This window comes from Lentilactobacillus farraginis DSM 18382 = JCM 14108, from assembly GCF_000583655.1.
Classification (GTDB): domain Bacteria; phylum Bacillota; class Bacilli; order Lactobacillales; family Lactobacillaceae; genus Lentilactobacillus; species Lentilactobacillus farraginis.
In genome coordinates this window covers 14,498-35,825 of record NZ_BAKI01000027.1, presented here as the reverse complement: position 1 = coordinate 35,825, position 21,328 = coordinate 14,498, and the positions used below count along the sequence as shown (strand labels likewise).

General features: G+C 44.0%; 16 protein-coding genes and 1 pseudogene. 11 read left to right on the top strand and 6 right to left on the bottom strand.

The genetic code is table 11. The annotated features are described in order from the left end of the window. The 9 genes and pseudogenes from JCM14108_RS09300 to JCM14108_RS09270 form a co-directional block, all read left to right on the top strand. Positions 1-364 (top strand): RNA-guided endonuclease TnpB family protein (locus tag JCM14108_RS09300; protein ID WP_035180409.1); only part of this gene is annotated, 364 nt, incomplete at its 5' end. Positions 365-673: 309 nt separating this feature from the next. Continuing rightward, the gene (locus JCM14108_RS09295; RefSeq protein WP_035180407.1) at positions 674-1,012 is read left to right on the top strand and encodes a hypothetical protein; all 339 of its coding nucleotides are present in this window, start codon (positions 674-676) and stop codon (positions 1,010-1,012) included. A 573-nt stretch (positions 1,013-1,585) separates the two neighbouring features. After that, a pseudogene (locus JCM14108_RS09290) lies at positions 1,586-3,029 on the top strand (MFS transporter). Positions 3,030-3,508: 479 nt separating this feature from the next. Further along, positions 3,509-3,982 (top strand): FeoA family protein, encoded by a 474-nt coding sequence (locus JCM14108_RS09285; protein WP_035180406.1) that lies wholly within the window; start codon positions 3,509-3,511, stop codon positions 3,980-3,982. A gap of 3 nt (positions 3,983-3,985) precedes the next feature. Further along, positions 3,986-6,103, top strand: a complete 2,118-nt coding sequence (feoB, locus tag JCM14108_RS09280) for a ferrous iron transport protein B (protein ID WP_035180405.1) — start codon at positions 3,986-3,988, stop codon at positions 6,101-6,103. A gap of 45 nt (positions 6,104-6,148) precedes the next feature. Next, positions 6,149-6,316 (top strand): FeoB-associated Cys-rich membrane protein, encoded by a 168-nt coding sequence (locus tag JCM14108_RS14335; protein ID WP_081759891.1) that lies wholly within the window; start codon positions 6,149-6,151, stop codon positions 6,314-6,316. An 86-nt stretch (positions 6,317-6,402) separates the two neighbouring features. Continuing rightward, positions 6,403-6,549 (top strand): hypothetical protein, encoded by a 147-nt coding sequence (locus JCM14108_RS14830; protein WP_169790415.1) that lies wholly within the window; start codon positions 6,403-6,405, stop codon positions 6,547-6,549. Between the two features lie 285 nt (positions 6,550-6,834). Continuing rightward, complete coding sequence (locus JCM14108_RS09275) at positions 6,835-7,779, top strand: acid shock protein (protein WP_035180404.1); 945 nt, start codon at positions 6,835-6,837, stop codon at positions 7,777-7,779. A 163-nt stretch (positions 7,780-7,942) separates the two neighbouring features. Then, on the top strand, positions 7,943-8,650 hold the full coding sequence (locus tag JCM14108_RS09270; protein WP_035180402.1) for a TIGR00266 family protein: 708 nt from the start codon (positions 7,943-7,945) through the stop codon (positions 8,648-8,650). A 405-nt stretch (positions 8,651-9,055) separates the two neighbouring features. On the opposite strand, the gene JCM14108_RS09265 is transcribed toward JCM14108_RS09270, so the two are convergent. The 4 genes from JCM14108_RS09265 to JCM14108_RS09250 form a co-directional block, all read right to left on the bottom strand. Next, positions 9,056-10,966 (bottom strand): S53 family peptidase, encoded by a 1,911-nt coding sequence (locus JCM14108_RS09265; RefSeq protein WP_035180400.1) that lies wholly within the window; start codon positions 10,964-10,966, stop codon positions 9,056-9,058. An 85-nt stretch (positions 10,967-11,051) separates the two neighbouring features. Beyond that, positions 11,052-12,977, bottom strand: a complete 1,926-nt coding sequence (locus tag JCM14108_RS09260) for a S53 family peptidase (RefSeq protein WP_035180398.1) — start codon at positions 12,975-12,977, stop codon at positions 11,052-11,054. An 89-nt stretch (positions 12,978-13,066) separates the two neighbouring features. Continuing rightward, a complete protein-coding gene (locus JCM14108_RS09255) occupies positions 13,067-13,873 on the bottom strand; it encodes a TraX family protein (RefSeq protein ID WP_035180397.1) in 807 nt (268 codons plus the stop codon). A gap of 399 nt (positions 13,874-14,272) precedes the next feature. Then, complete coding sequence (locus tag JCM14108_RS09250) at positions 14,273-16,147, bottom strand: S53 family peptidase (protein ID WP_035180393.1); 1,875 nt, start codon at positions 16,145-16,147, stop codon at positions 14,273-14,275. Between the two features lie 344 nt (positions 16,148-16,491). Between JCM14108_RS09250 and JCM14108_RS09245 the strand changes: the two genes are divergently transcribed. Next, positions 16,492-17,634 carry a DUF2325 domain-containing protein gene (locus JCM14108_RS09245; protein ID WP_035180391.1) on the top strand — a complete coding sequence of 381 codons (1,143 nt, stop codon included), beginning with the start codon at positions 16,492-16,494 and terminating at the stop codon, positions 17,632-17,634. A gap of 222 nt (positions 17,635-17,856) precedes the next feature. Here the strand turns inward: JCM14108_RS09245 and JCM14108_RS09240 are convergent, their stop codons facing one another. Beyond that, complete coding sequence (locus JCM14108_RS09240; protein ID WP_051996123.1) at positions 17,857-18,159, bottom strand: DUF5839 family protein; 303 nt, start codon at positions 18,157-18,159, stop codon at positions 17,857-17,859. Positions 18,160-18,556: 397 nt separating this feature from the next. Here JCM14108_RS09240 and JCM14108_RS09235 point away from each other — a divergent pair, with 397 nt between their 5' ends. Continuing rightward, positions 18,557-19,387, top strand: coding sequence for a DegV family protein (locus tag JCM14108_RS09235; RefSeq protein WP_035180389.1), 831 nt, complete (start codon positions 18,557-18,559; stop codon positions 19,385-19,387). A 75-nt stretch (positions 19,388-19,462) separates the two neighbouring features. On the opposite strand, the gene JCM14108_RS09230 is transcribed toward JCM14108_RS09235, so the two are convergent. Continuing rightward, positions 19,463-21,082: a peptide ABC transporter substrate-binding protein gene (locus JCM14108_RS09230; protein ID WP_035180388.1), complete on the bottom strand. Its 1,620-nt coding sequence runs from the start codon at positions 21,080-21,082 to the stop codon at positions 19,463-19,465. Positions 21,083-21,328: the final 246 nt, after the last annotated feature.

Below are 21,328 nucleotides of genomic sequence, written 5' to 3'. Positions count from 1 at the left end.
TCAGCGCAAGGATTACCTGCACAAACTGACGACAGCCTTAGTTCGGAAGTACGATGTGATTGTGATTGAAGATTTGAAAACCAAAAATCTGATGCGCAATCACCATCTCGCTAAGGCCATCGCTAACGCCAGTTGGTATCAATTCCGGACCATGCTGGCATATAAGTGTAACTGGTACGGGAAACAGTTAGTAGTGGTCAGTGCCAAGAACACTTCCCGTATCTGCTCAGCGTGTGGACACAATGGCGGTGCCAAACCCTTAGCAATTCGGGAATGGACGTGTTCTGAGTGTCAGACCCATCATGATCGGGATATTAATGCGGCAGTTAATATCCTGAAGCGCGGCTTAAAAGCTACTGGTTAGGGACTAGCCATGGTAAGAGAGCGGAGTTCTGTAAGTTAGGTGTTCGGCATACCGATGTAACAGCCTAAATACTACTTCGTGTTCCCAGAAGCTTGGTCATTCATGGCCGAGTAGTTCACGGAATGTGTCGTGGCATCTGAATCATTTTATCATTTGTGTAATCAGTTTATCATGTTGGGCTTGATGCCGGCAATTAGATTGAATAACAACTTGAACTCACTTTTACACAACCTTTACATCAGATTTACAGAATTGTGCAATTGGTGCGCTATTCTCAGGGTGGAGAAAGAAGTGGGGAGATGATGCGTGATGCTTAGGAAATTATTGTTTGTTGTCACGGTTGGTTTGATGCTGGCGGCAGGATTGATTTCAGTGCCGTCATCGCATGCCAGCGGTCTGCCTGGGTACTATTCATCTTATTGGTATCGTCCGCGAACGGTTCACATCAGGTATCCGGTCCCGGTTTACCAAGTTAATCTGGAAAATAATCGAACCAGACAAAAGCTGGTTTTGCTGGAAGATTCAAAAATTAAGGTGCAAAATACAACAGCGCTGGGGTGGATGGTAAAAGCCCCATATCTCCAGCAAAAGCAGGGCTATATCTGGATGATCAAGGGCCACTATAACCAGAGCTGGCTAAAGTGGTAAGTGAGCGGATCAAAGCGGTTAGCACCCGGAATATAAGACGTCGATTTGGGAAATCCCGGGTTTGGATTTTTCAAATTGATCTCTTATATGGAGTGGTGCTGCTTTGAGGAGCTGTCCTAAAAAGAGTGAGCGGAACAAAGCGGTTAATGCCCGGAGTATAAGGCGTGAATCTTAGAAATCCTGGGCTTGGATTTTTAAGATTTATCCCTTATATGGAGTGGCATTGCTTTGAGGAGCTGTCCTAAAAAGAGTGAGCGGAACAAAGCGGTTAACGTTCGGAGTATAAGGTGTCCCTTTCGAAAATCCCGGTTTTGGATTTTTGAAAGGGATCCCTTATATGCAGAACGTTGCTTTGAGGAGCTGTCCTAAAAAGAGTGAGCGGAGCAAAACGGTTAACACCCGGAATATAAGGCGCCGATGCGGAAAATCCCGGCCTTGAATTTTTCAAACAAAGCCCCCAAGTCGAAATTGCCAACCTTTTAACCTATCAGTGGTATAAATATGGTGATCACAGCGATTTAAATATTATGGAGATTATCAATCACGATACGAGGTTAAGGGGGGCAATACAAAATGACTGATAGTCGGGGGAAGAATCTATCTATTATTGTTGTTTTGGGGATGTTTGCGTTTTTGACATCTCTGTCAGGATCCAGTACGAACTTGGCGATTCCTAAAATTGCCGTTTCGATAAATGTTTCCAGTAGTGCGGCTACTTGGATTGTCCAGATCGGGTTGATTACGACGGCTATTTTGCTGGTAATGTTTGGGCATATTGGTGATATCTTGTCCAAAAATGCGGTTTTTCTGGCTGGTGGGGTGGCGTTTCTGGTCGGTTCAACGGTAACCGGTTTTGCACCTGGATTCGTGACGATTTTGATTGGTCGGGTGATTCAGGCAATCGGAGCGGCAATGATTATGGCCAATTCAATGGGAATTGTGACCCAATATTTTCCGGACAATCGACGGGCTGAAGCGTTAGCCATGATTTCGATGTTTATTTCGGTGGGCGCAATTTCCGGTCCCGGAATTGGCGGCTTTATCATTTCTATTTCAAGCTGGCGTTGGATATACTGGATAAATATACCTTTAGGAATATTAGTCCTTTGGTTGGGCTTTAAATATTTGGCGATTCCTAAAGAAACTTGGTCGCATATTAGAGAAGTGACCAAGGGCGCTAACTGGACTGGCCAAAATTTATTTACAATTGGCATAATTTTATTTTTCCTAAGCGGTTCTTTCTTTGAAAGCGGCCGGGACCGACTTTTAATTGGTTTGGCTTTCTTTGTGGTTGGTGGTGCCATCACTATTTATTCGTTTATTCAAGATGATAAGTCGAATTTACCGTGGATTGCGCCGGAAATTTTAAAAAATCGCGACTTTATGACATCGATTCTCGCTTTGAGTTTGGTCATGCTGGTAAATGCTGTTTCAAATATCCTGTTGCCGTTTTACCTGCAGAGTTATAACGGGATGAGTCCATTTACCAGTGGTTTGATAATGATGCTGCAGCCCGTGATGATGTTGATTACGACACCGTTTGCCGGTTTTTTGGCCGATCGGGTGAATCGGGAATTAATGACGGTTGTCGGCTTGGCCGTGATGGTGGTTTCACAGGTTGGCTATGCCCTTTTCCCGAGTGGCCTGGAGATGCTGCGGATTATACCGCCAATTGTGCTGAACGGCATGGGGATGGCGATTTTTCTGTCGCCGAATAATGCGTTGACCATGGGTTGGTAGCCGAGAAGTTTTCCGGAATTGCCGGGTCATTTAATTCATTTGCCCGGACACTGGGAATGACAATTGGCATCAGCTTTGCTTCGGCGGCACTGTTCTTTCAGCTGCCCGGTGTGACCCGCATTACTCCGGCAGTTGGTGATCGGTTTATTCAGGCTTTCTATAACGTTTTTTGGATTGCGACAATGATTTCCGGCTTAGCTTGGCTGTTGTGCTGGTCAGGTATCTAAAGGCCCGTAAAACGCCTATTAAAAAGCAATCGGTCAAGGAATCTGTTTAAAATGGCTACTGACACAGCGATGCCCGTCGAAAAATCGGCGGGCATTTTCTGTATGTATGAAAAAAAGCAGTGGGCCCATGTCAGCCGACTACTTTGGCGTGCAGTATTTTCATTTAGTGTCCCGCTGCACTCGAAGACCTTATAAATAAAATGACTAATACTTAATTTGAGTGCCATGAGAATGGCAACTCACTTGATTCCGAGTATACGAGAAAAAAATAATATTTTCAACCGTTTTCGGAACTTTTTTGTAATTTAATGGCGAATCCGTGATTAGTCGGCATTTTCAAAATTAGAATGATTATCACTAAGTAATGAGAATAATCCTCATCGTTCTTACCATATTGACATTTTTAAAAATTACATTTAATATTTGACTATCATATATATACCACATCAATGTATTTAGTGGCTTTAAAATGAAAGAATATTACGTATTAAATTATTCCAAAACTATAAGTCGAAAAGAGTGATTAACTATGGAAGCGTTGTCGGAAACGAAGCACAGGGGCGAATATATTATTATGAATGTTTTGGGAGACAAGGCAATTGTCCGCCGGTTAGCCGAAATGGGCATGATTTCCGGCAAAAAGGTTACGGTCATCTCTTTATCGACGGATTCAAGTGGGATGATGATCTACTTTCAGGGGCAGCGGCTGGCAATTAGTTTGGATATTGCCGAACGAATTGTGGTTCGAGACGTTAAAGAAGCGGCCGGCGACAAGTTACGCTCCCTATCTGATTTGCATGTTGGTAAAAGTGGGATTATCCGAAAAATGGTTGGTGATCGAGCGTTACGGCGGCGGTTATTAGACATGGGCTTAACTAACAAAACAGTCGTTAAAGTTAATCAAATTGCGCCATTGGGTGATCCAATTGAATTGATGGTTCGCGGCTACAAATTAAGTTTACGAAAGCGCGATGCCAGTTGTGTTTTAATCGAGGAGGTGTAAGCCATGGAAATGTCATCCTTGGCGTTGGTGGGAAACCCGAACAGTGGTAAAACAACTTTATTTAATGCATTGACCGGTTCAAATCAACACATTGGGAATTGGCCGGGTGTCACGGTCGAACGAAAAAGCGGCCAACTGAAGTCTGATAAGCAAACGACGGTTCAGGATTTGCCTGGAATTTATTCGTTGTCTCCTTATAGTTCTGAAGAATTGATTACGCGAAAATATCTGTTGGATGAACTGCCGAGCGAGATTTTAGACGTGGTGGACGCTACCAATCTGGAGCGGAATTTGTATTTGACACTACAGCTAATGGAAACCGGGTTACCCTTGCTGCTGATTTTGAACATGATGGACATCCTTAAAAAGCAGCATCATCGCCGCATTAATTTAAAAAAATTGGCTTACATATTGGATGTCCCGGTAGTCAGTATCAGCGCGTTAAAAAAGCAGAATTTGGATCAACTGACCGAAAAAATCCAGCAGCGGGCGGCTGAAGATCATCGATATGCCTATCCCGAATACGATCCCCGGCTGGAATCGGCTTTAGCGATGATTCAAAAGCAGCTGGCCGGTCAACTGCCGGAAAATGAATTGCGCTGGTACGCGATTAAAGTATTTGAACGTGATGAAGCTGTCACTACGGCGCTATCGTTGGATCAATCGCAGCAGCGAGAGATTGAGGCGACCATTAAAGCAACCGAAAAGATTTTTGATGATACCAGCGATAGTATCGTGGTAAACGCACGGTATGACTTTATTGCCAAAATCATTGAAATGAGTGTTGTCGATACGGACGACTTCAAAATGTCGATCAGTGACCAGGTTGACCGGGTTGTGACGAACCGTTGGCTGGCGCTGCCGATCTTTGTGGTCGTCATGTGGGTCGTCTACTATCTATCGATTCAAACAATTGGGACGATTGGCAGTGACTGGGTTAACGATACGTTGTTTGGGGCTTGGATCCCCAACGCGGCAACGCAACTTTTGAATGCGTTAGGTGTCGCCGCCTGGTTAAAGGGCTTGATTGTTGATGGGATTATCGGTGGCATTGGTTCGGTGTTGGGATTTTTGCCGCAGGTAATGATGCTGTTTTTGTGTCTGGGCATTTTGGAAGACTGTGGTTACATGGCCCGAATTGCGTTTGTGATGGACCGGATTTTTCATCGATTTAATTTGTCGGGAAAGTCGTTTATTCCAATGCTGATTGCGACCGGTTGTGGTGTGCCGGGAATTATGGCCACTCGAACCATTGAAAGTGAGAAAGATCGGCGGATGACGATTATGCTGACAACGTTTATGCCGTGTTCGGCCAAATTAACGGTGATTGCTCTAATCAGCGGGACGTTCTTCCCACATAACAGTTGGGTAGCCCCTTCCGCTTATTTCCTGGGCATGTTGACGGTGGTTGGTTCCGGGATCTTTTTAAAGAAAACGAAATTGTTTAGCGGAGCTCCGGCACCGTTCGTTATGGAACTGCCGGCTTATCATTTCCCCAAGTTGGGTAATACACTGCAGAGTGTTTGGTTTAGGGCTCACGCATTTGTTGTTAAGGCCGGGACCATCATTTTTCTGTCATGTGTTGGTATTTGGTTCCTTCAGAGCTTTAACTTTAAGCTTCAGATGGTTGACCAAAATCACAGCATCTTACAAGCATTGGGGTCGTTTTTAGCACCGCTATTTGCCCCACTGGGCTTTGGTGATTGGCATGCGACAGTTGCTGTATTAGCCGGTTTGATTGCTAAGGAAAATTGTGTGGGCACGCTGCATATTACATTTGGCGGCAGCAACGCCAGCTTTATCGACGCGCTTCAAGCAACTTATTCGCCAATGGCCGGTTATGCCTTTTTAGCTTTTAATCTCCTATGTGCTCCGTGTTTTGCGGCAATTGGGACCATGTACAAAGAGTTCGGCGACGCCGGTTGGACCTGGCGGGCGGTTGGCTATCAAACGCTGGTTGCGTATATGGTCGCTACCATTATTTACCAAAGTTCGCAATTGTTTACCGCCCATTTTTCGCCGGTTGGGTTAACGGTCGCAGTGTTGGCACTTGGCATGATGGTTTATGGGTTGTTTATCAAGCGCGAACAGGCTGACTTGGGAATCAATGTCAGTGCTTGACAATAGTCTGGTCACATTTGTTTTATTTGGAAAGGAGCCGTTTTTATGGGAACAATCATTGTTGCAGTTGTTTTATTTGGTTTGGTCGGGTTTGCCTTTTATGCGCGCTTTCTTAAAAAGGGTGCCAAGGGCAGTTGTCATGAGTGTGCAGATGTTGGCTGCCCATTAGCCGACCGGGCAAAAATGGTCAAGAATAAAAAGATGAAAGCTTAACAGTTTGGACCATTGTTGATAGGATTCCGGTCAATTTAATTTTGATTGGGATGTAAAAAGCCACTTTTAGAAAGGATTGTCGTCTGATGGAACTCCTTATGATTCTTAGCCTCTGGTTGGTCAGTGTCACATTGGGGCTGGCAATTGAAGGCATTACTTATTGGCGGGGGAAAGCCGCTCTGTCAAAAGCAGCTTACAAAGACTTTTCTGATCAGGTTAGTCGTGTTGAATGAGTCATTACCAATTTAATAGCATAATGCCGACCGCTTCTTTTAAATGAGGTGGTCTTTTTGTTTGTGCGCAAAAAGGAATCGCTACGTATACTATTAACCAGTACACTATTAATATAATGTATATATTGTGATTCGTGGTGATGTGATTACAAATGCTTAAACTCCCCAAAAAATTGCTAAAATCAATTGATCAAAAAGATGAATATCCTTTGTGTTTTTTACGGAATGTGTTATATAATGAAGGGCGTTCAGGGAATATTTTTATTAATTTGGAGGGGTTATATAATGAACAAAGCACTTAAGAAAGTTACATTACTTAGTGCTGCCGTCTTGGGTCTTTCCGGCGCTGCATTTGCAGCTCAACCAGCAACGACTGCTTCTGCTAAGTCAGAAACAACTGCTGTGACAAAGGCTCACGCTAAGAAGGCAACATCTAAGAAAGCAAAAGCAGCTGCTAAGAAGAAGGCTGCCGCTAAAAAGGCTGCAGCTGCTAAAAAGGCAGCTGCTGCTAAGAAGAAGAAAGCAGCTGAAAACAAGGCTTCACTTGCTGCCGCTGCATCTGCTGCTGCCGCTGCTAAAGCTGCAGAAGCTAAGAAAGTTGGCACACCTGCCAGCGCTTCATCAGCCGCTGCAAGTTCTGCTGCTTCAACTTCAGCAGCAACTAGTTCTTCAACATACACTTCAGTAGGTACCAGCCAAACAACTATTGATAATAACTTCAATGTTGAAGGTTATAGCAGTGCCACTGGTGGTAAGATGGTTGCCCACTCACAATGGACAATTCCGCTATGGAACGGTAATGTTAACTGGAACAACGCTGTTAACAAGTTCAACCGTGATCGGACTGTAATGGGTAATAAGAAGGATGTTATTCCTACTAATACCTTGAATGCAGCTTTGAAGAACAACGGCTTCAACACAGTTTACATGAAGATTACCCCGACTATCTTGCCTCGTCTTGCAGGTGGTTGGCTTGATAATCTTGATTCACTCACTGGTGTTTACATGAAGTTCAACTTGGATACTAATACGCTTCCACAGAACGCCCACTATGGTGATATCCTTCGTTTAGGTTACACTGTAGACGATTCTGCACTTTACTTTAAGTCAGATGGCGACACTAAGTCTGAGGTTTCAAATGTTAATGCTGACGGTTACGCCGGTATGACTATCAACCGTCAATGGGTAAAGACAATCCTTGACATGTACGTTGTAAATCCATTTATCTAATCTTTAACGATTAAAAATGTGAGTTACCAATCAACAGGTTGCTATAAAGCGAAAACTTTATAGCAACCTGTTTTTGTTTACCCAAAATTTGCATACAGCGAAATAACGACAACCGGTGATTCTTGTTATACTGAAGATAATTAAAATTAAGGGGATGAAATAATTGGATTACACGATTTCCAAAGATACGGCTTTTCCAACGGTGACCCTTCATCTACACAAGGGTGAACAAATTCAACTGGAGCGGGGCGCCATGATTGCCCATAATGGTCAGGTAACACTGGAAGGCCATATGAACAGTAATGGTAAAAAGGGTCTCGGCGGTGTCTTAAGTGCGCTGGGCCGTTCGATAACCAGCGGTGAAAGCTTTTTTATTACAACGGCAACCGGCGACACCGACAATGGCGAATTGCTGATTGCACCGGCTAATCCGGGAGCCATTCGGGAATTACATACGGATGGTCAAACGCAATGGCGGTTAAATACCAGCGCCTATCTCGCGTCCGATGCGGGTACCGGTTATCAAATGGTTCGGCAAAAGTTGGCTGGGGCTTTCTTTGGTGGGACCGGTGGCCTGTTTGTCATGGAGACGCAGGGAACGGGGACCTTTTTAGTTTCCGGGTATGCGGACATTATTTCGGTTGATTTGACCGGCGGCGAGTACGTCGTTGACAACAGTAACGTGGTTGCTTGGAGCCAAAGCCTGGATTATAACATCGAAGTTGCCGGCGGGACCTTGGGCTTTAAGACGGGCGAAGGCTTGGTTAACCATTTTCGGGGAAACGGCACAATTTTGATACAGACCCGAAGTGTTGAGGGCTTGGCCAACCTGTTGATGCCTTATTTGCCGGATTCAAGCAATGATAATTAAAGCTGACAAATAAAAAAAAGCCCCGTGCGTCATCACGTCACGGGGCTTTGAGGGGGTATCTTCTGGGGAGAAGATATATATTGGAGGGGTTGTTTGAGATTGAGTTAGTTAAGAAATTAATTATTGGGAATATTTATTAAATTGGAGGAGTAACGTTAATTCAACTTTATAATGTCGTGACCACTTCCTTTACTGAAATACCAAAGTGCTTTTTCTGATTGTCATTATCTTATCGTAGCGAGCTTAAACCAGACTTAAAAATTAGCTTTAAATATAAAGTGTGGGATGAAAAGCGGTTAACTCCCAGAGCATAATCGTGATTAAACAAGAAAGGGCTTGAGCCAAAATTTTTTTGACTCAAGCTCTTTTGTTAACCATCGATTTTATCGGGTGTCCAGGCGAAAGTTAATCTTTTTCGCTATTAAACTTGGTATATAATTTATCAAAGTTAATGGTTCCCAAGCCGGTTGCCTGATTATAAAGCTTACCGGGTTGGCCGGTATAGTACAGGTTATTGTTGTCATTGGCATTATCCAAAACGTTAAATGGCGTATCAACCTGTTGGGCAAATTTGTAGATTTGCGGGTTCCAAAAACCGATTGGCGTCTCACGCCCACTGTTCATCACCGCGTTGGCCGCGGCCATTTGAGGAGATGTGTAACTGGTTCCGCCGTTGACCATCCAAATTTTTGCCGGTGTCAGGATGAGATGATGTTTCTTATTAAGGCGTACCATATCGCCGGAAATATAAGTGGCATACCCGGTTTCAGAATCTGCGTTGCCGGCGACGTCCGGAATATTTCTGGAATTGCCGGTTCCGGTAATGACTTTCGGGTGTTTATTAACCGCGTATCGATTATTGCCAAGGTATTTCAGCAGCTCAATTGCCCGAAATGTGTTAACGCCGGGAACCCCGAGTTGATAGCGGGGGGTTGGGTTAAGCGCGGAAAAGCCACCGCCGCTTCCTGGGAAGACGCCTTCCTTGCGCTTACGACTGCTTAAGCTGTAGGTATCGCCCCAAGCCCGTTCCTGAGTAACTTGAATTACCTTATCGTTTTTGATTTTGGTATATGGCAAGGTTGTTCCGCCAACGATCACTTGGTAAGGCGAGGTCGAAAGAACGTGATTTTCTTTGCCGTTGAGTCGTTCACTGCGGCCATAATCACCACTGGCCCGAAAAACGGTGATCCCCTGGGCAGCAGCCTGTTCCAACATTAAATTAAAGGCGTGGTTGTATTGCTTTAAAGAGGAACTTTTATCCGGCCAGATACTATTATCCTCCACGCTTGGGCTGAAACTGGTACTGATCTGTTTATCAACGTTGTCGGAAATGGCTGTCATGAAAGTCGCGTAGTGCATTGATGGCGCGTTAGTTGCGCCGTTATTGGTTTGTCCGATGTAAACATCAACATCGGCTTTAGGCGCCACGGAACTGGCTGACTGCACATCCAGCGTGGTTTCCATTGTGGCATTGGTTATGCCACGATTGGCGATTGCCGGCATTTCTTGGCGATTGCTGATTGGATAAATTCGGTGAATTCGGCTTGTGTCGGTATTGATACCGGATTGCTGCCAAAAAGTTTTAATGTTGCCAATATGGAAATCGCTGTGGGCAATAATACCGATCCGTTGTCCTTGACCGCTAAGCCCTTTATTGTATAGGTTCGATAATTGATAATGATCGGCAAATTTTAAGGCCCCGTATTTTTTTGAAAAGGCGTTGCCGGTGACATCGGTATTGGGCTTAATGCCGCTCGAAGGCAAATCGGTACTTGTCAGCATTGAATTTGAAACCGATTTCTTAGTGGTCTTTTTCTTGGCGGATTGCTTCCGGCTGTCTTTTGATGCATAGACACCAATCACGGCGACAATTTGTTTGGAAAGTTTTCCAGGGAGTTTATAGGTGGTCTTGGACCGTTGTCCCTTTTTCTTAACGTAGGTTGCTTTAAAGGCATTGTTGACGTTTGTTTTGGTCCCTTGAACCTTTAATGATAGATTGCCGGGATAGGCGGCTGCCTTGACGTGATATTTGGCCAGGTATTGCTTAAAGGCGGCAACGTAAGCAGCCGATTGACCAAATTTTTGGGCAAATTCACTTGGTGTTAAATAATGATGATAATTGGCCGAAGTTGGATCGACCGTGTCGTAAACGTAGTTGGTTAAGGCATCTTCGTTGGCTGCTTTAAGGGCAACGTTGACGACGGTCTGCCGATTATCGGTCTTTTTTGTTTTGGCATTGATCGTGCTGCTGGTTCCCAAGACCAGCAAACTACTCAAAGCCGCGATAATAACTTGTTTTCCCCTCAAAATAATCACTCTTTTCTAAAAGTTATCTATTCTTAATTATAATGTAAAAAGCGAAAGTACCCAATTCATTAATTGTTGGAAAGGAAAAAATCAGTTATTCATCGGTTTCTTGATTGAATTGCGTGAATAGTTTTTCAAAATTAATGGTGCCAAGTCCGCTTGCCTGGTTATACACCGTTCCGGGTTGACCAGTGTAGTACAAATTGTTGTTGTTTTTAGTATCGTTTAATGGATTAAACGGTGAGTCGGCCTGTTGGGCAAACCGATAAATTTGCGGATTCCAAAAGCCTAATGGGGTGGTCCGACCGCTGTTCATAACCGCGTTAGCAGCTGCCATTTGGGGAGCCACGTAACTGGTGCCGCCACCAATCAGCCAAATTTTGTGAAGGGTGCGGATTTCCTTCTTATTCTTGGTGGCAACTGAGTAAGCGCTAATGTAGGTGGCGTAACCACTGTGTGGATCGGCATCACCGGCGACATCGGGCAGGTTTCGGGAATGGCCGGTTCCGGTAATCACTTTCGGCTGTTTGTTTACCAGAAATTTGCCCTTACCGATATATTTCAACAATTGAATGGCTCTAAATGTGTTAACACCAGGGACGCCCAATTGATAACGCGGCGTTGGGTTCAGTGCGGAAAAGCCGCCACCGCCACCACCGGGAAAGAAACCTTTTTTAAGTTCACTGGCTTTGGCCGTATAGGTGTCGCCCCAGGCCCGTTCCTTTGAGACGGTAACTTTTTTGCCGTTAATCTCTTTTGAGTACGGTAGGGTTGTGCCACCAACCATCACTTGATAAGGCGAGGTTGAAGCCGCATGATTTTGAGCGGCAATCGGGTCTTCGTAGGGACCGTGGTCACCGGTTGCCCGAAAGACGGTAATCCCTTTAGCAGCAGCCTGTTCCAACATGAGATTAAACGCAGCGTTATAACTGGCAGGTGATGCGCTTGAATCCGGCCAACCGCTTTTACGCTCAACGCCGGGAGTAAAGCTGGTGCTGATCTGGCGGTCAATATTATCGCCGATTGCTTCCATAAAGGAGGTATAGTGGGCAGAAGTAATGGTCGTCGCACCGTTGACCGGCAAGCCGATATAAACATCATAGTCGGCTTTGGGGGCCACAGAAGTTGCCTGCTGTAAATCCAAAGTAGCTTCCAGTGAAGCAACCGTAAACATGTAGTTTGAAAGCATTCGGGTGTACTTCTTACTGCTGATGGTGTAGTAACGGCGAATTTGACTCGGCTTGGCGTTAATGCCGTTTTTCTGCCAATATTTTTGAATGTCGCCAATGTGGAAGTCAGAGTTGGAAATGATCCCAACTCGTTGACCGAATCCCTGCAGCCCTTGGCTATACAGGGCATTTAGTTGATAGTTGTCGGCAAATTTTAGCGGGCCGTACGCTTTGGAAAAGGCCGTTGTTGACAGCTTGGTGTTGGGAACCAGATCACTCTTAGAGGCGTTGGCTGTTTTGGCGATCTTTTTTAAATAGGCAATTTTCTGCTTGGCAGTTTGTTTGGCACTATTCTTTTTTGAAGTGGTCTTTTTGGCCGTCTTTGAATTGGGCGCGAAGATGCCGATAACAGCAACTACCTGTTTGGATAACGTTCCCGGCAACTGGTAGTTGGTTTTGGCTTTTGAAATGTATTTGGCGTGAAAGGCCCGATTAACGTTTGTCTTGGTTCCTTTAACCTTCAGTGCCAGATTGCCCGGGTAGGCAGTTGCCGAAACGTGGTATTTTTTCAAATAATTCTTAAACGATGCGATATACCCTTTGGATTGACCAAACTTTTGGGCGAATTCCGCCGGTGTCAAATACCGGTGGTAATTGGCTGAAGTCGGATCAACCGTGTCATAGACATAGTTGGTCAACTTGCTTTGGCTGGTCGGCTTTAGCGAGACGTTAACAATGGTTTGCCGGTTGTCCGGTTTTTTCGTCTTGGCATTGGCGGAAAAGCCGGTCCCCATTGCCAGCAAACCGCTTAACGTCGCAATAATAACTTGTTTTCCCCTCAAAATAATCACTCTTTTCTGATTATAATCTGGCTTAATTATACCAGTCCTGGTGATTTGAGATGGTGTGAACGCTCCGGGAATTAGCCGGTTGACTTGTTTTATCCTTTGACGCCTAATAACGCCGCGAGAATATATAATCCCCAAATGTGAACTGGATAGAAGGTGTAGAAGAAGCCTTTCATACTGCGGCCCAATTCACCGTTATAGAAGGCAATCGGAATGACTGCCAATACTTCCAACCACTGGGTATTGGTCGTAAGCAGTCCGCTGAAATTAAAGCCGGTTGTTAGAAAGGCAAAAACGGCAATCGCGAATAGTTGACCGCCCCGATGATTTCTTAGCAGGTACAATACCGGTCCCAGATAGAGGAAAATAGAATTTTCTGCGCCCAAAGGGGTTGGAATAGCTAATAGGAAATAGGCGGAAAAAGCGTTAATGCCGGTTTGAGAAATGATTGTTACCAGAATAGTTAAAATAATTGGTGTTGCAATAATCAAACCACCTAATAATTGTTTTGAAAAGCGCCGTTGCTGCCAGCCGTTGGAAATTGTTTGGATACCGTACATCGTTAAGACACCGATAAACAAATCGCAGAAGATGTTGTTCATAATAGCCATGTTGCCAACACTGATCGAGCGGTTAATAATAGTATTGCCAATATTCATAATCCAAAAACCAATCAGTAGGCGCGTGATATAACGTTTTTGATTGTGGGTATGGGTGAACCCCTCAACGCTCAAAAACATAAACAGGGTGGCGACCGGTCGCCCAAGATAATCAAACCAGTCGGGAACTCCGACACTACTAAACATTTCATAAACGTGATCAATAAACATCAAAACGATGCCGAGTAATTTGACGTCAAAGTTGGTCAAGCCACGCTTCTTAACATTTTCTATCAGCATTTTAAAATCCTCCAAAATAATCGTTCTACTTTAATAGTTAATTATTTAAGTAACTAACCTTGAGATTAAAGATACCGGATTTGAGATGAGTTGTCAATTATTTTCTTTGGCATTTTATTAACCGATTCGGAAATGATAAAGGGAAAAAGGGAAAAAGGGAAATAGGGAAATAGATAAAAAGATAAAAGGATAAATAGCTAAAAGGATAAAAAGATAAATATAGCTATTGGTTGGGATTGCCAAGCCGCATGCATTTGTAACGATTTTGATTAAAGGAGAAAAAGAGAAAAGGAGATTAGGAGACTAAGAGAATAGTGTATTTTTCTCCTATAATTTTTGTGAAATAAAAAAACCGTGAGCCAAGCATACCTACAGGTATCCTTAGCATCACGGTTGGAATTATTTGAACTTTTGATAGAGTTTGTCGAAATTGATGGTGCCAAGACCGGTCGCCTGGTTATACAGCTTGCCGGGTTGGCCGGTGTAGTAAAGGTTGTTGTTATCAACGTTGTCGTCTAAGACGTTAAACGGTGTATCGGCTTGCTGGGCAAATTGATAGATTTGGGGATTCCAAAAGCCGACCGGGATATTTTTGCCACTGTTAATGATGGCGTTTGCTGCGGCCATTTGTGGGGCAGTGTAACTGGTACCGCCACCGATAGTCCAAAGCTTTTTGATGATTGGTTTGGCTTTTTTGTTGGCTGCCGGTACTGGACAGGAAAGGTAGGTGGCGTAACCGGTTCGCTCATCGGCATTTCCGGCTACGTCCGGTAAATTTCGACCTTCATGAATGCCTGTGATTAGGCGGGGATGTTTATTTAGCGCGTAGATTTTTTTATCTGAAAGATATTTGATGAGATTGATCGCACTGAACGTGTTGACACCGGGGACGCCCTGTTGATACCGCGGTGTCGGATTCAACGCTGAGAAGCCGCCACCGCCACCCGAAAAGGCCCCAGCTTTTAGATTATCGGCAGAGATGCCTGCCAGCGTGCCCCAGGCGCGTTCTTTAGTGACAGTGATTCTTTTACCGTTAATCACTTTTGAATAGGGTAGGGTTGTCCCGCCAACCAAGACTTGATATGGCGAAGTTGGGATGCCATGACATTCCATTAAGGGCTTGTGGCTCCATTCCCAAGGCCCCCGATCGCCACTGGCATTAAAGACAGTGATTCCCTGAGCCGCGGCTTGTTCCAGAATCAGGTTGAAAGCGTGGTTGTATTGGGATGGGGTCGCACTGTGTTCTTCCCATAATTTGAGGTCGTCAGTATGTGGGCTGTAGCTGGTGGAAAGCTGCCGGTCGACATTGTCGGAAATTGCCTGGGTAAAAGCAGTAAACAGGCTGGTGTGAAGATTAACGGCATTATCAACGGAAGTCCCGGTATAGAAGTCGATACCGGCTTTTGGCGCAACAGCTCCGGCTGATTCAACGTCCAGCGTAGCTTCGGATTGCTCGGCAACGTGATCGGCAGTCATGCTGGCCTGAACCTTTTTCTGATTGTCGATGACGTAAATTTTTCGTACCCGGCTGGTGTCGGTGTTGGTACCGGCTTGTCGCCAGTAGGTCTTTAAATCCGAACGATGAATATCGCCAAAAGCAATAATGCCGATTCGCTGGTTTTGACCGGACAATCCTTTATTATACAGGTTGGTTAATTGGTAGCGTTCCGCGAATTTTAACGCCCCATATTTTTTGGAAAAAGCGGTTCCTTTTAAATGGGTGTCGGGGCCGTCACTGCCGGCTGCTTTTCGGGTAAGCATGGAAAAGACGGCGTGATTATCGGTCCTTTTAGGGGTCGGATTTTGTTTGGATTTTAACGCATTTAAGCCGATAACGGTTACGACTTGATGCGCCAGTTTCTTGGGCAGTTGGTAGTAAGTCCTTGAAGGTTGCCCTTTTTGGTGACCGGCTTTTGCGTGGAATGCCTGATTGACGTTGGCACGGGTCCCGCGGACTTTTAATGATAAACGGCCGCGATAGGCATAGGCATGAACGTGATACTGGTTTAAATAGCGTTTAAACGCGTCGACATACTGCTGTGATTGACCAAATTTTCGGGCAAATTCAGTCGTCGATAAGTAATGATGGTATTTGGCTGATGTTGGGTCAACCGTATCATAAACGTACTGGGTCAGCCGGCTTTCACTGGTTGGCTTGAAAACGACACTGGCAACGACTTGCTGGTCATTGCTTAATTTGGCACTTGCCTGGCGGGCGGCACCCAGGGTCAAAAGACCACTTAGTGCTGCGAGAATGAGGGTATTTCTTTTCAACGTAAAAATTCCTTTCAAGCAACCCTTAAAGAAGGTTGGTAATAATTGCGATCTACTGATAATTCGGTGAAATCAACTAATTAGCTTACTTAGTTAATTACATGTGTAACTAACCGATTTATTAAAGATACCGGAATCTGTATAAATTGTCAATTATTTTTTTGGAGGAATTAAAAACAATTTGTTTTTCGAAAAAGTGGACCAGCATTACTCATTGCAATTGGGTAATACTGGTCCGCTTTATTTTTTGATTTTATGCGAATATCCCCGTGACGTAAGATAAAGTATCGTATCATGGTTCTAAGCTATATAATTTTTAAAAATATGAAATAGAGGTGTTATTTATGACAACTATTAAATATGCCGATTTTTGTCGCGACATTGCCGGAATATTGCGCTATGCAAATGATAAAAATATGCCGGTTATTACAGAAGCAATTGGAACAGTTAGTAAATATGCCCATCAATTAAGTGAATGTGATAGCGAGCCTGATACTGATGAGAATGTACAGGCAATTGTTAAAGCAATAAATCATTTCGAATCTACTGACGAAGATAAAGCAGCTAAACCAACTAATGAACCGGCTGGTACTGATTCGGATGCTGAACCTGAAGAACCGGTTGAAGCGGAAAAAGCTTACCGATTTGATCGGAAATTAATTGGCGCGGTTGTCAATGGCAATCACTATTCCGAGTCGATCATCCGCAAAACCGATTTGCAGGATGGTGATATGGTAAGAGTTAAATATGGCAGTTCTTATCGGCCGGAATTTGAATTGGTGTCGCGGGGAGACTCCGAACAAGCAGAACCGATTGTTCGAAAGAGAGTAATTGCTGAAGAAGATCCTACTATCGGGTTGGTTGCCAGAAAAGAATACAACGGCGAGTTGCTGACGCACGACGATGCACCGGTTACAATTCGGTTGAACTATAAAGATTCAATCAAAAACAATGTTCAGGACGGCGACATTGTTGACATTGCCTACTATGCAGACCGCGGCCCGGCAGAAGCCCGGGTGTCGTGGGTTTATCGCGACAGTGATTTGGATACGCAGCCGGCAGAAACTCGCAAACCACACAGCGCCTATGTTGAATCAACGGATAAATCTCCTAAAATCATTACGCCCAAGTTGGATTTTGATTTAAGCAACAAGACGGTGTTGATGGCGGGCTACTCCGCTCACCGTGCCGAGGTTGATGACGTGATTAAGGCTCATCACGGTAAGTTACTGGTTTATGATGGTGAAGCCAGTGGTAAGGGGATCGAATCGGATTTGATAACGGCTGTTAAACACGCTGACATTGTGATTGTGATGTTGCACTCGGTCAGTCATGAGACAGCTAACAAAGCGATTGCAAACGCCAAAAGCTTTGATAAGATGGTGGCAACCAGCAACATCAACAGCCCGTTGAGTTTGGAGGAAGCCATTCAAAGAGCGTTGAATCGGGAACCGATTTATCAACAAACCAGTCACATCGTTGAGTAGCTGATTGAAGTGGAAGGGTGGGACGAAAGGCGGTTAACTTCCCGAGCATAAGTGAATTATCCGAATATTCCGGGCTTGAATGTTTGGATAATTCACTTATGTGGCAGGAAGTTGCCTTTCGTTCCACGTTTTCGCTTGGTAATAATCGTGATTATACGAACAGGACTGGACAAAAGCAATTTTGTCCAGTCCTTTGTTACTTCCTTTTTTTGAAAAAATCAATTAACTTTCATTAAACTTCTTAAATTCGTCATTAATATAAGCGTGCTTTGGTCCGACACCGTGGTCGTCAAACTTGATAACTCGCTTCATGTCCGAAATGTCCTGGGCAACTTCTTTGGTTCCCCAGATGACGACGTGTTGGATACCAAATTGGGTTTCAACTTTGGCCAAATTACCGATTTTTGGGGTTCCTTCTGTGTCAGCGTCAATTCGCCATTTGTAAAAATGATTTGTGTTTAGGTGCGGCTTGGGATCCTTACTGTTGCCGATAATGTGAAGTGCCATTAAAACGTTATCTGCCAATGTTTTTCGCTCCAATCTTGATTTTGAATTTAACCATAGCATAGCCTGATTTTGGAAAATAATAAAGACTGAAATATTTTGGACAGGCTTAATAATTGCAGAATATCAAAATGTGTTATAATTTTTCTAGAAAGGGAACCCTTCTGAATGAGGACTCCCTATGTAGAACCGCTAAAGACGGTGACGTAGTTACATCATAACTTTAAAATAAAAAGTCGTCCGATACTCGCCAAAGTTAGGGGACGGCTTTTTATTTTGGGCTTTTTAACCAAATTGCCAAAGCAATTATCAGGTTTGCAATTGCACTAAAAGAACAGTCACAACAAGCGCCAATCTTGAATTTGCAAGTCACAACCCGGATAATTGCGTTTATAATAAATCAAAGAGGTGATAATTAATGATTCACATTGTAACTGATTCAACTGCTCAGTTAACCGAACAGGAAATTTCGGAAAACCACATTGCCATAGTCCCGCTGACGGTGACGTTGGAAGGCCAACATTACCGGGACGGTGTTGATGTTAGTCGGGCTGAATTCTCCCGGCGGTTGCGGGAAGATAAAGAATTTCCCAAGACCAGTCAACCGGCAATTGGCCAGTTCGTGGATACTTATCAAAAGATTGCCCAATCAGGTGATCAAATTATTTCGATTCACATCGGATCAGTACTTAGCGGTACAGCTCAAACGGCACAAATGGCCGCGAAACAGGTGCCGGTTCCTGTTCATGTTTTGGATAGTGGCTTGACGGATCGGGGACTGGGGTTTGTTGTGTTGAAAGCTGCCGAATTAATTCGGACGCAAACCGATATCAAGTCAATTATGGCTGAATTAAAGGCGTATATGCAACAGATCACGCTGACCTGTTTTGTAAACAGCTTGGATTATCTGGTTAAGGGCGGCCGGGCAAATCGGGCCATTGGATTTATGTCTACACTGATCAAATTAAAGTTGGAGTTGCGAATGCCCAACGGCAAATTAAAGGTCTTTCAAAAGGCACGTGGTGAAAAAGGGATGCGTAAGATGATCGACCAGGTGATTACCGAAATTATTGATAATCCAAAGATTACCCGGGTTGGCCTTTCTTACGTGGACAGCCACGCGGATACAGATAAAATCGAGGCAGCGTTGAAACAGAAACGCTCCGATTTGGAAATCGTCAATCGCTTGACCAGTCCAACAATCATGACGCATGTCGGGCCAAACGGCTTTGCGATTATTTTTGTTTGATGACAACTAACAGCAGTTAAAAAACAGCGGCACTTTTCACGTTGAGAAGTGACCGCTGTTTTTTAATAGAATCATTTACTTAATTGAAGCTTTACTCCAGTCCCATTGTGGTGAAGTTGGGAAGAATTGCACGCCCTTGACTTTGGACTTCATCAAAGTGGATTGACCCTGTTGGGTAATTGGGACAATGCCTTGGTCGTTCATTAAAACCTTTTCGGCTTGAATCATGTCGTTCCAACGGGCAGATTCATTATTAGCATCTTGGTTTTCTGATTTCTTGATTAAAGCGTCATACTTGGCGTTCTTCCATTTACCATTGTTATAGGAATTGGTTGATGTGAAGAGGTCCAAGAAGTTGGATGGATCTGGATAATCGGCAATCCAACGGGAAATAACGATATCAAATTGGCCGTTTTGTGAACGAGACAACCGGGTCTTGAACGGAATATTTTGATTGGTAATCTTCAAGCCTGGTAGTTTGGTTAACTGACTTTGAACAAACTCGGTGACTTTCTTGGAAGTGTCATCATCGTCGGACATCAATGTAAGTGAAACCGACTTCTTGCCGACTTCTTTCAGCCCTTTGGCCCAAAGCTTCTTAGCCTGGGCTTCGTTGTTGGTAACGGCAGCCTTGACGTAAGCTTCGTCCGCAAAATCTTTACCGTTTCGGCTGTTCATACCGGCTGGGACATACCCCTTTGGAATTTGCGAACCATCGGCGAGGACTTTATTAACAAGTTGGTTTCGATCAATAATCAACGAGAAGGCCTTGCGGATGTTCTTGTTCTTGAACATTGGCAGCCGCTTTTCGTTCATTTCCAAGTATTGAGTTGAAGCTTCTTTGTAAGCCTTGTAATCTTTATCGTTCTTGTACTGTTTAACCTGCGTACTGTTCAGAGTCGTGAAGTCAAGTTTGCCGCTTTGGTAATTGTTGAGGGCGGTTGATGGGTCCTTAATTACCTGAACATTCATCGTCTTCAACTTAATGTTCTTGGCATTCCAGTAGTTTTTGTTCTTAACCAGCTTCATGGTATCGTTGGTACCGGTCCAGCCTTTGAGAACAAATGGGCCGTTATAGCCGTTCTTGGTTGAATTAGTTCCGTAACTCGAACCGTACTTTTCGACAACCGATTGTTCTTCAGGGAAGTAGTAACTTTGGGCAACCATGTATTTGAAAAAGCTTTGTGGCTTAATCAAGTGAACAACCAACTTATAATCGCCCTTGGCCTCGACTCCCAGTTTGGTTGGTGACAGCTTGCCGGCGTTGATCTTGTTGGCGTTTTCGATATTCGCGAATATGTAGGCATATTGCGAAGCAGTCTTTGGGGTGACCGTTCGCCGCCAAGAGAAGACAAAGTCTTTGGCGGTTACCGGCTTGCCGTCGTTCCATTTTGAATGGCGGAGGTTAAACGTCCAAGTTTTCCCGTCTTTAGAAACGGTATAGTTCTTGGCAACCCCGGGGTACACTTTGCTGTTACCCATTCGTAATAGACCTTCGTTTGTATCGTTTTCAATCTGTGACGAATACAAATCGGTCATTTTTGAAGCATCCATGGTGGAAATGTTGGCTGGCAGCATCCAATTCAGCGTTTGGTCCTTTGAAGTGGATTGTGATGATTTACTACCACATCCGGCTAGAACAAGCGCGGATAGTAAGGCAACCCCACCAATCTTAACAAGTGAAGATATTTTCATAATGGCACGTCCCTTCGACATGTGAAGTTTATTAACGTATATCATTTTAAATTAAAATCAAATTAAAAGCAAATGATTCTTGTTATTAATGCAATATAATCTATTAATATCGAATAAAGATATTAGAATGATAATTAATTTTGATTATATTTTTAATGGATAAAAGCTGACTTAATAATAAAACGACCTAAAACTAAAAAGGTTGTCATTTTTAATAATGCCAAATAACCAAGTTGCTTAACAAGG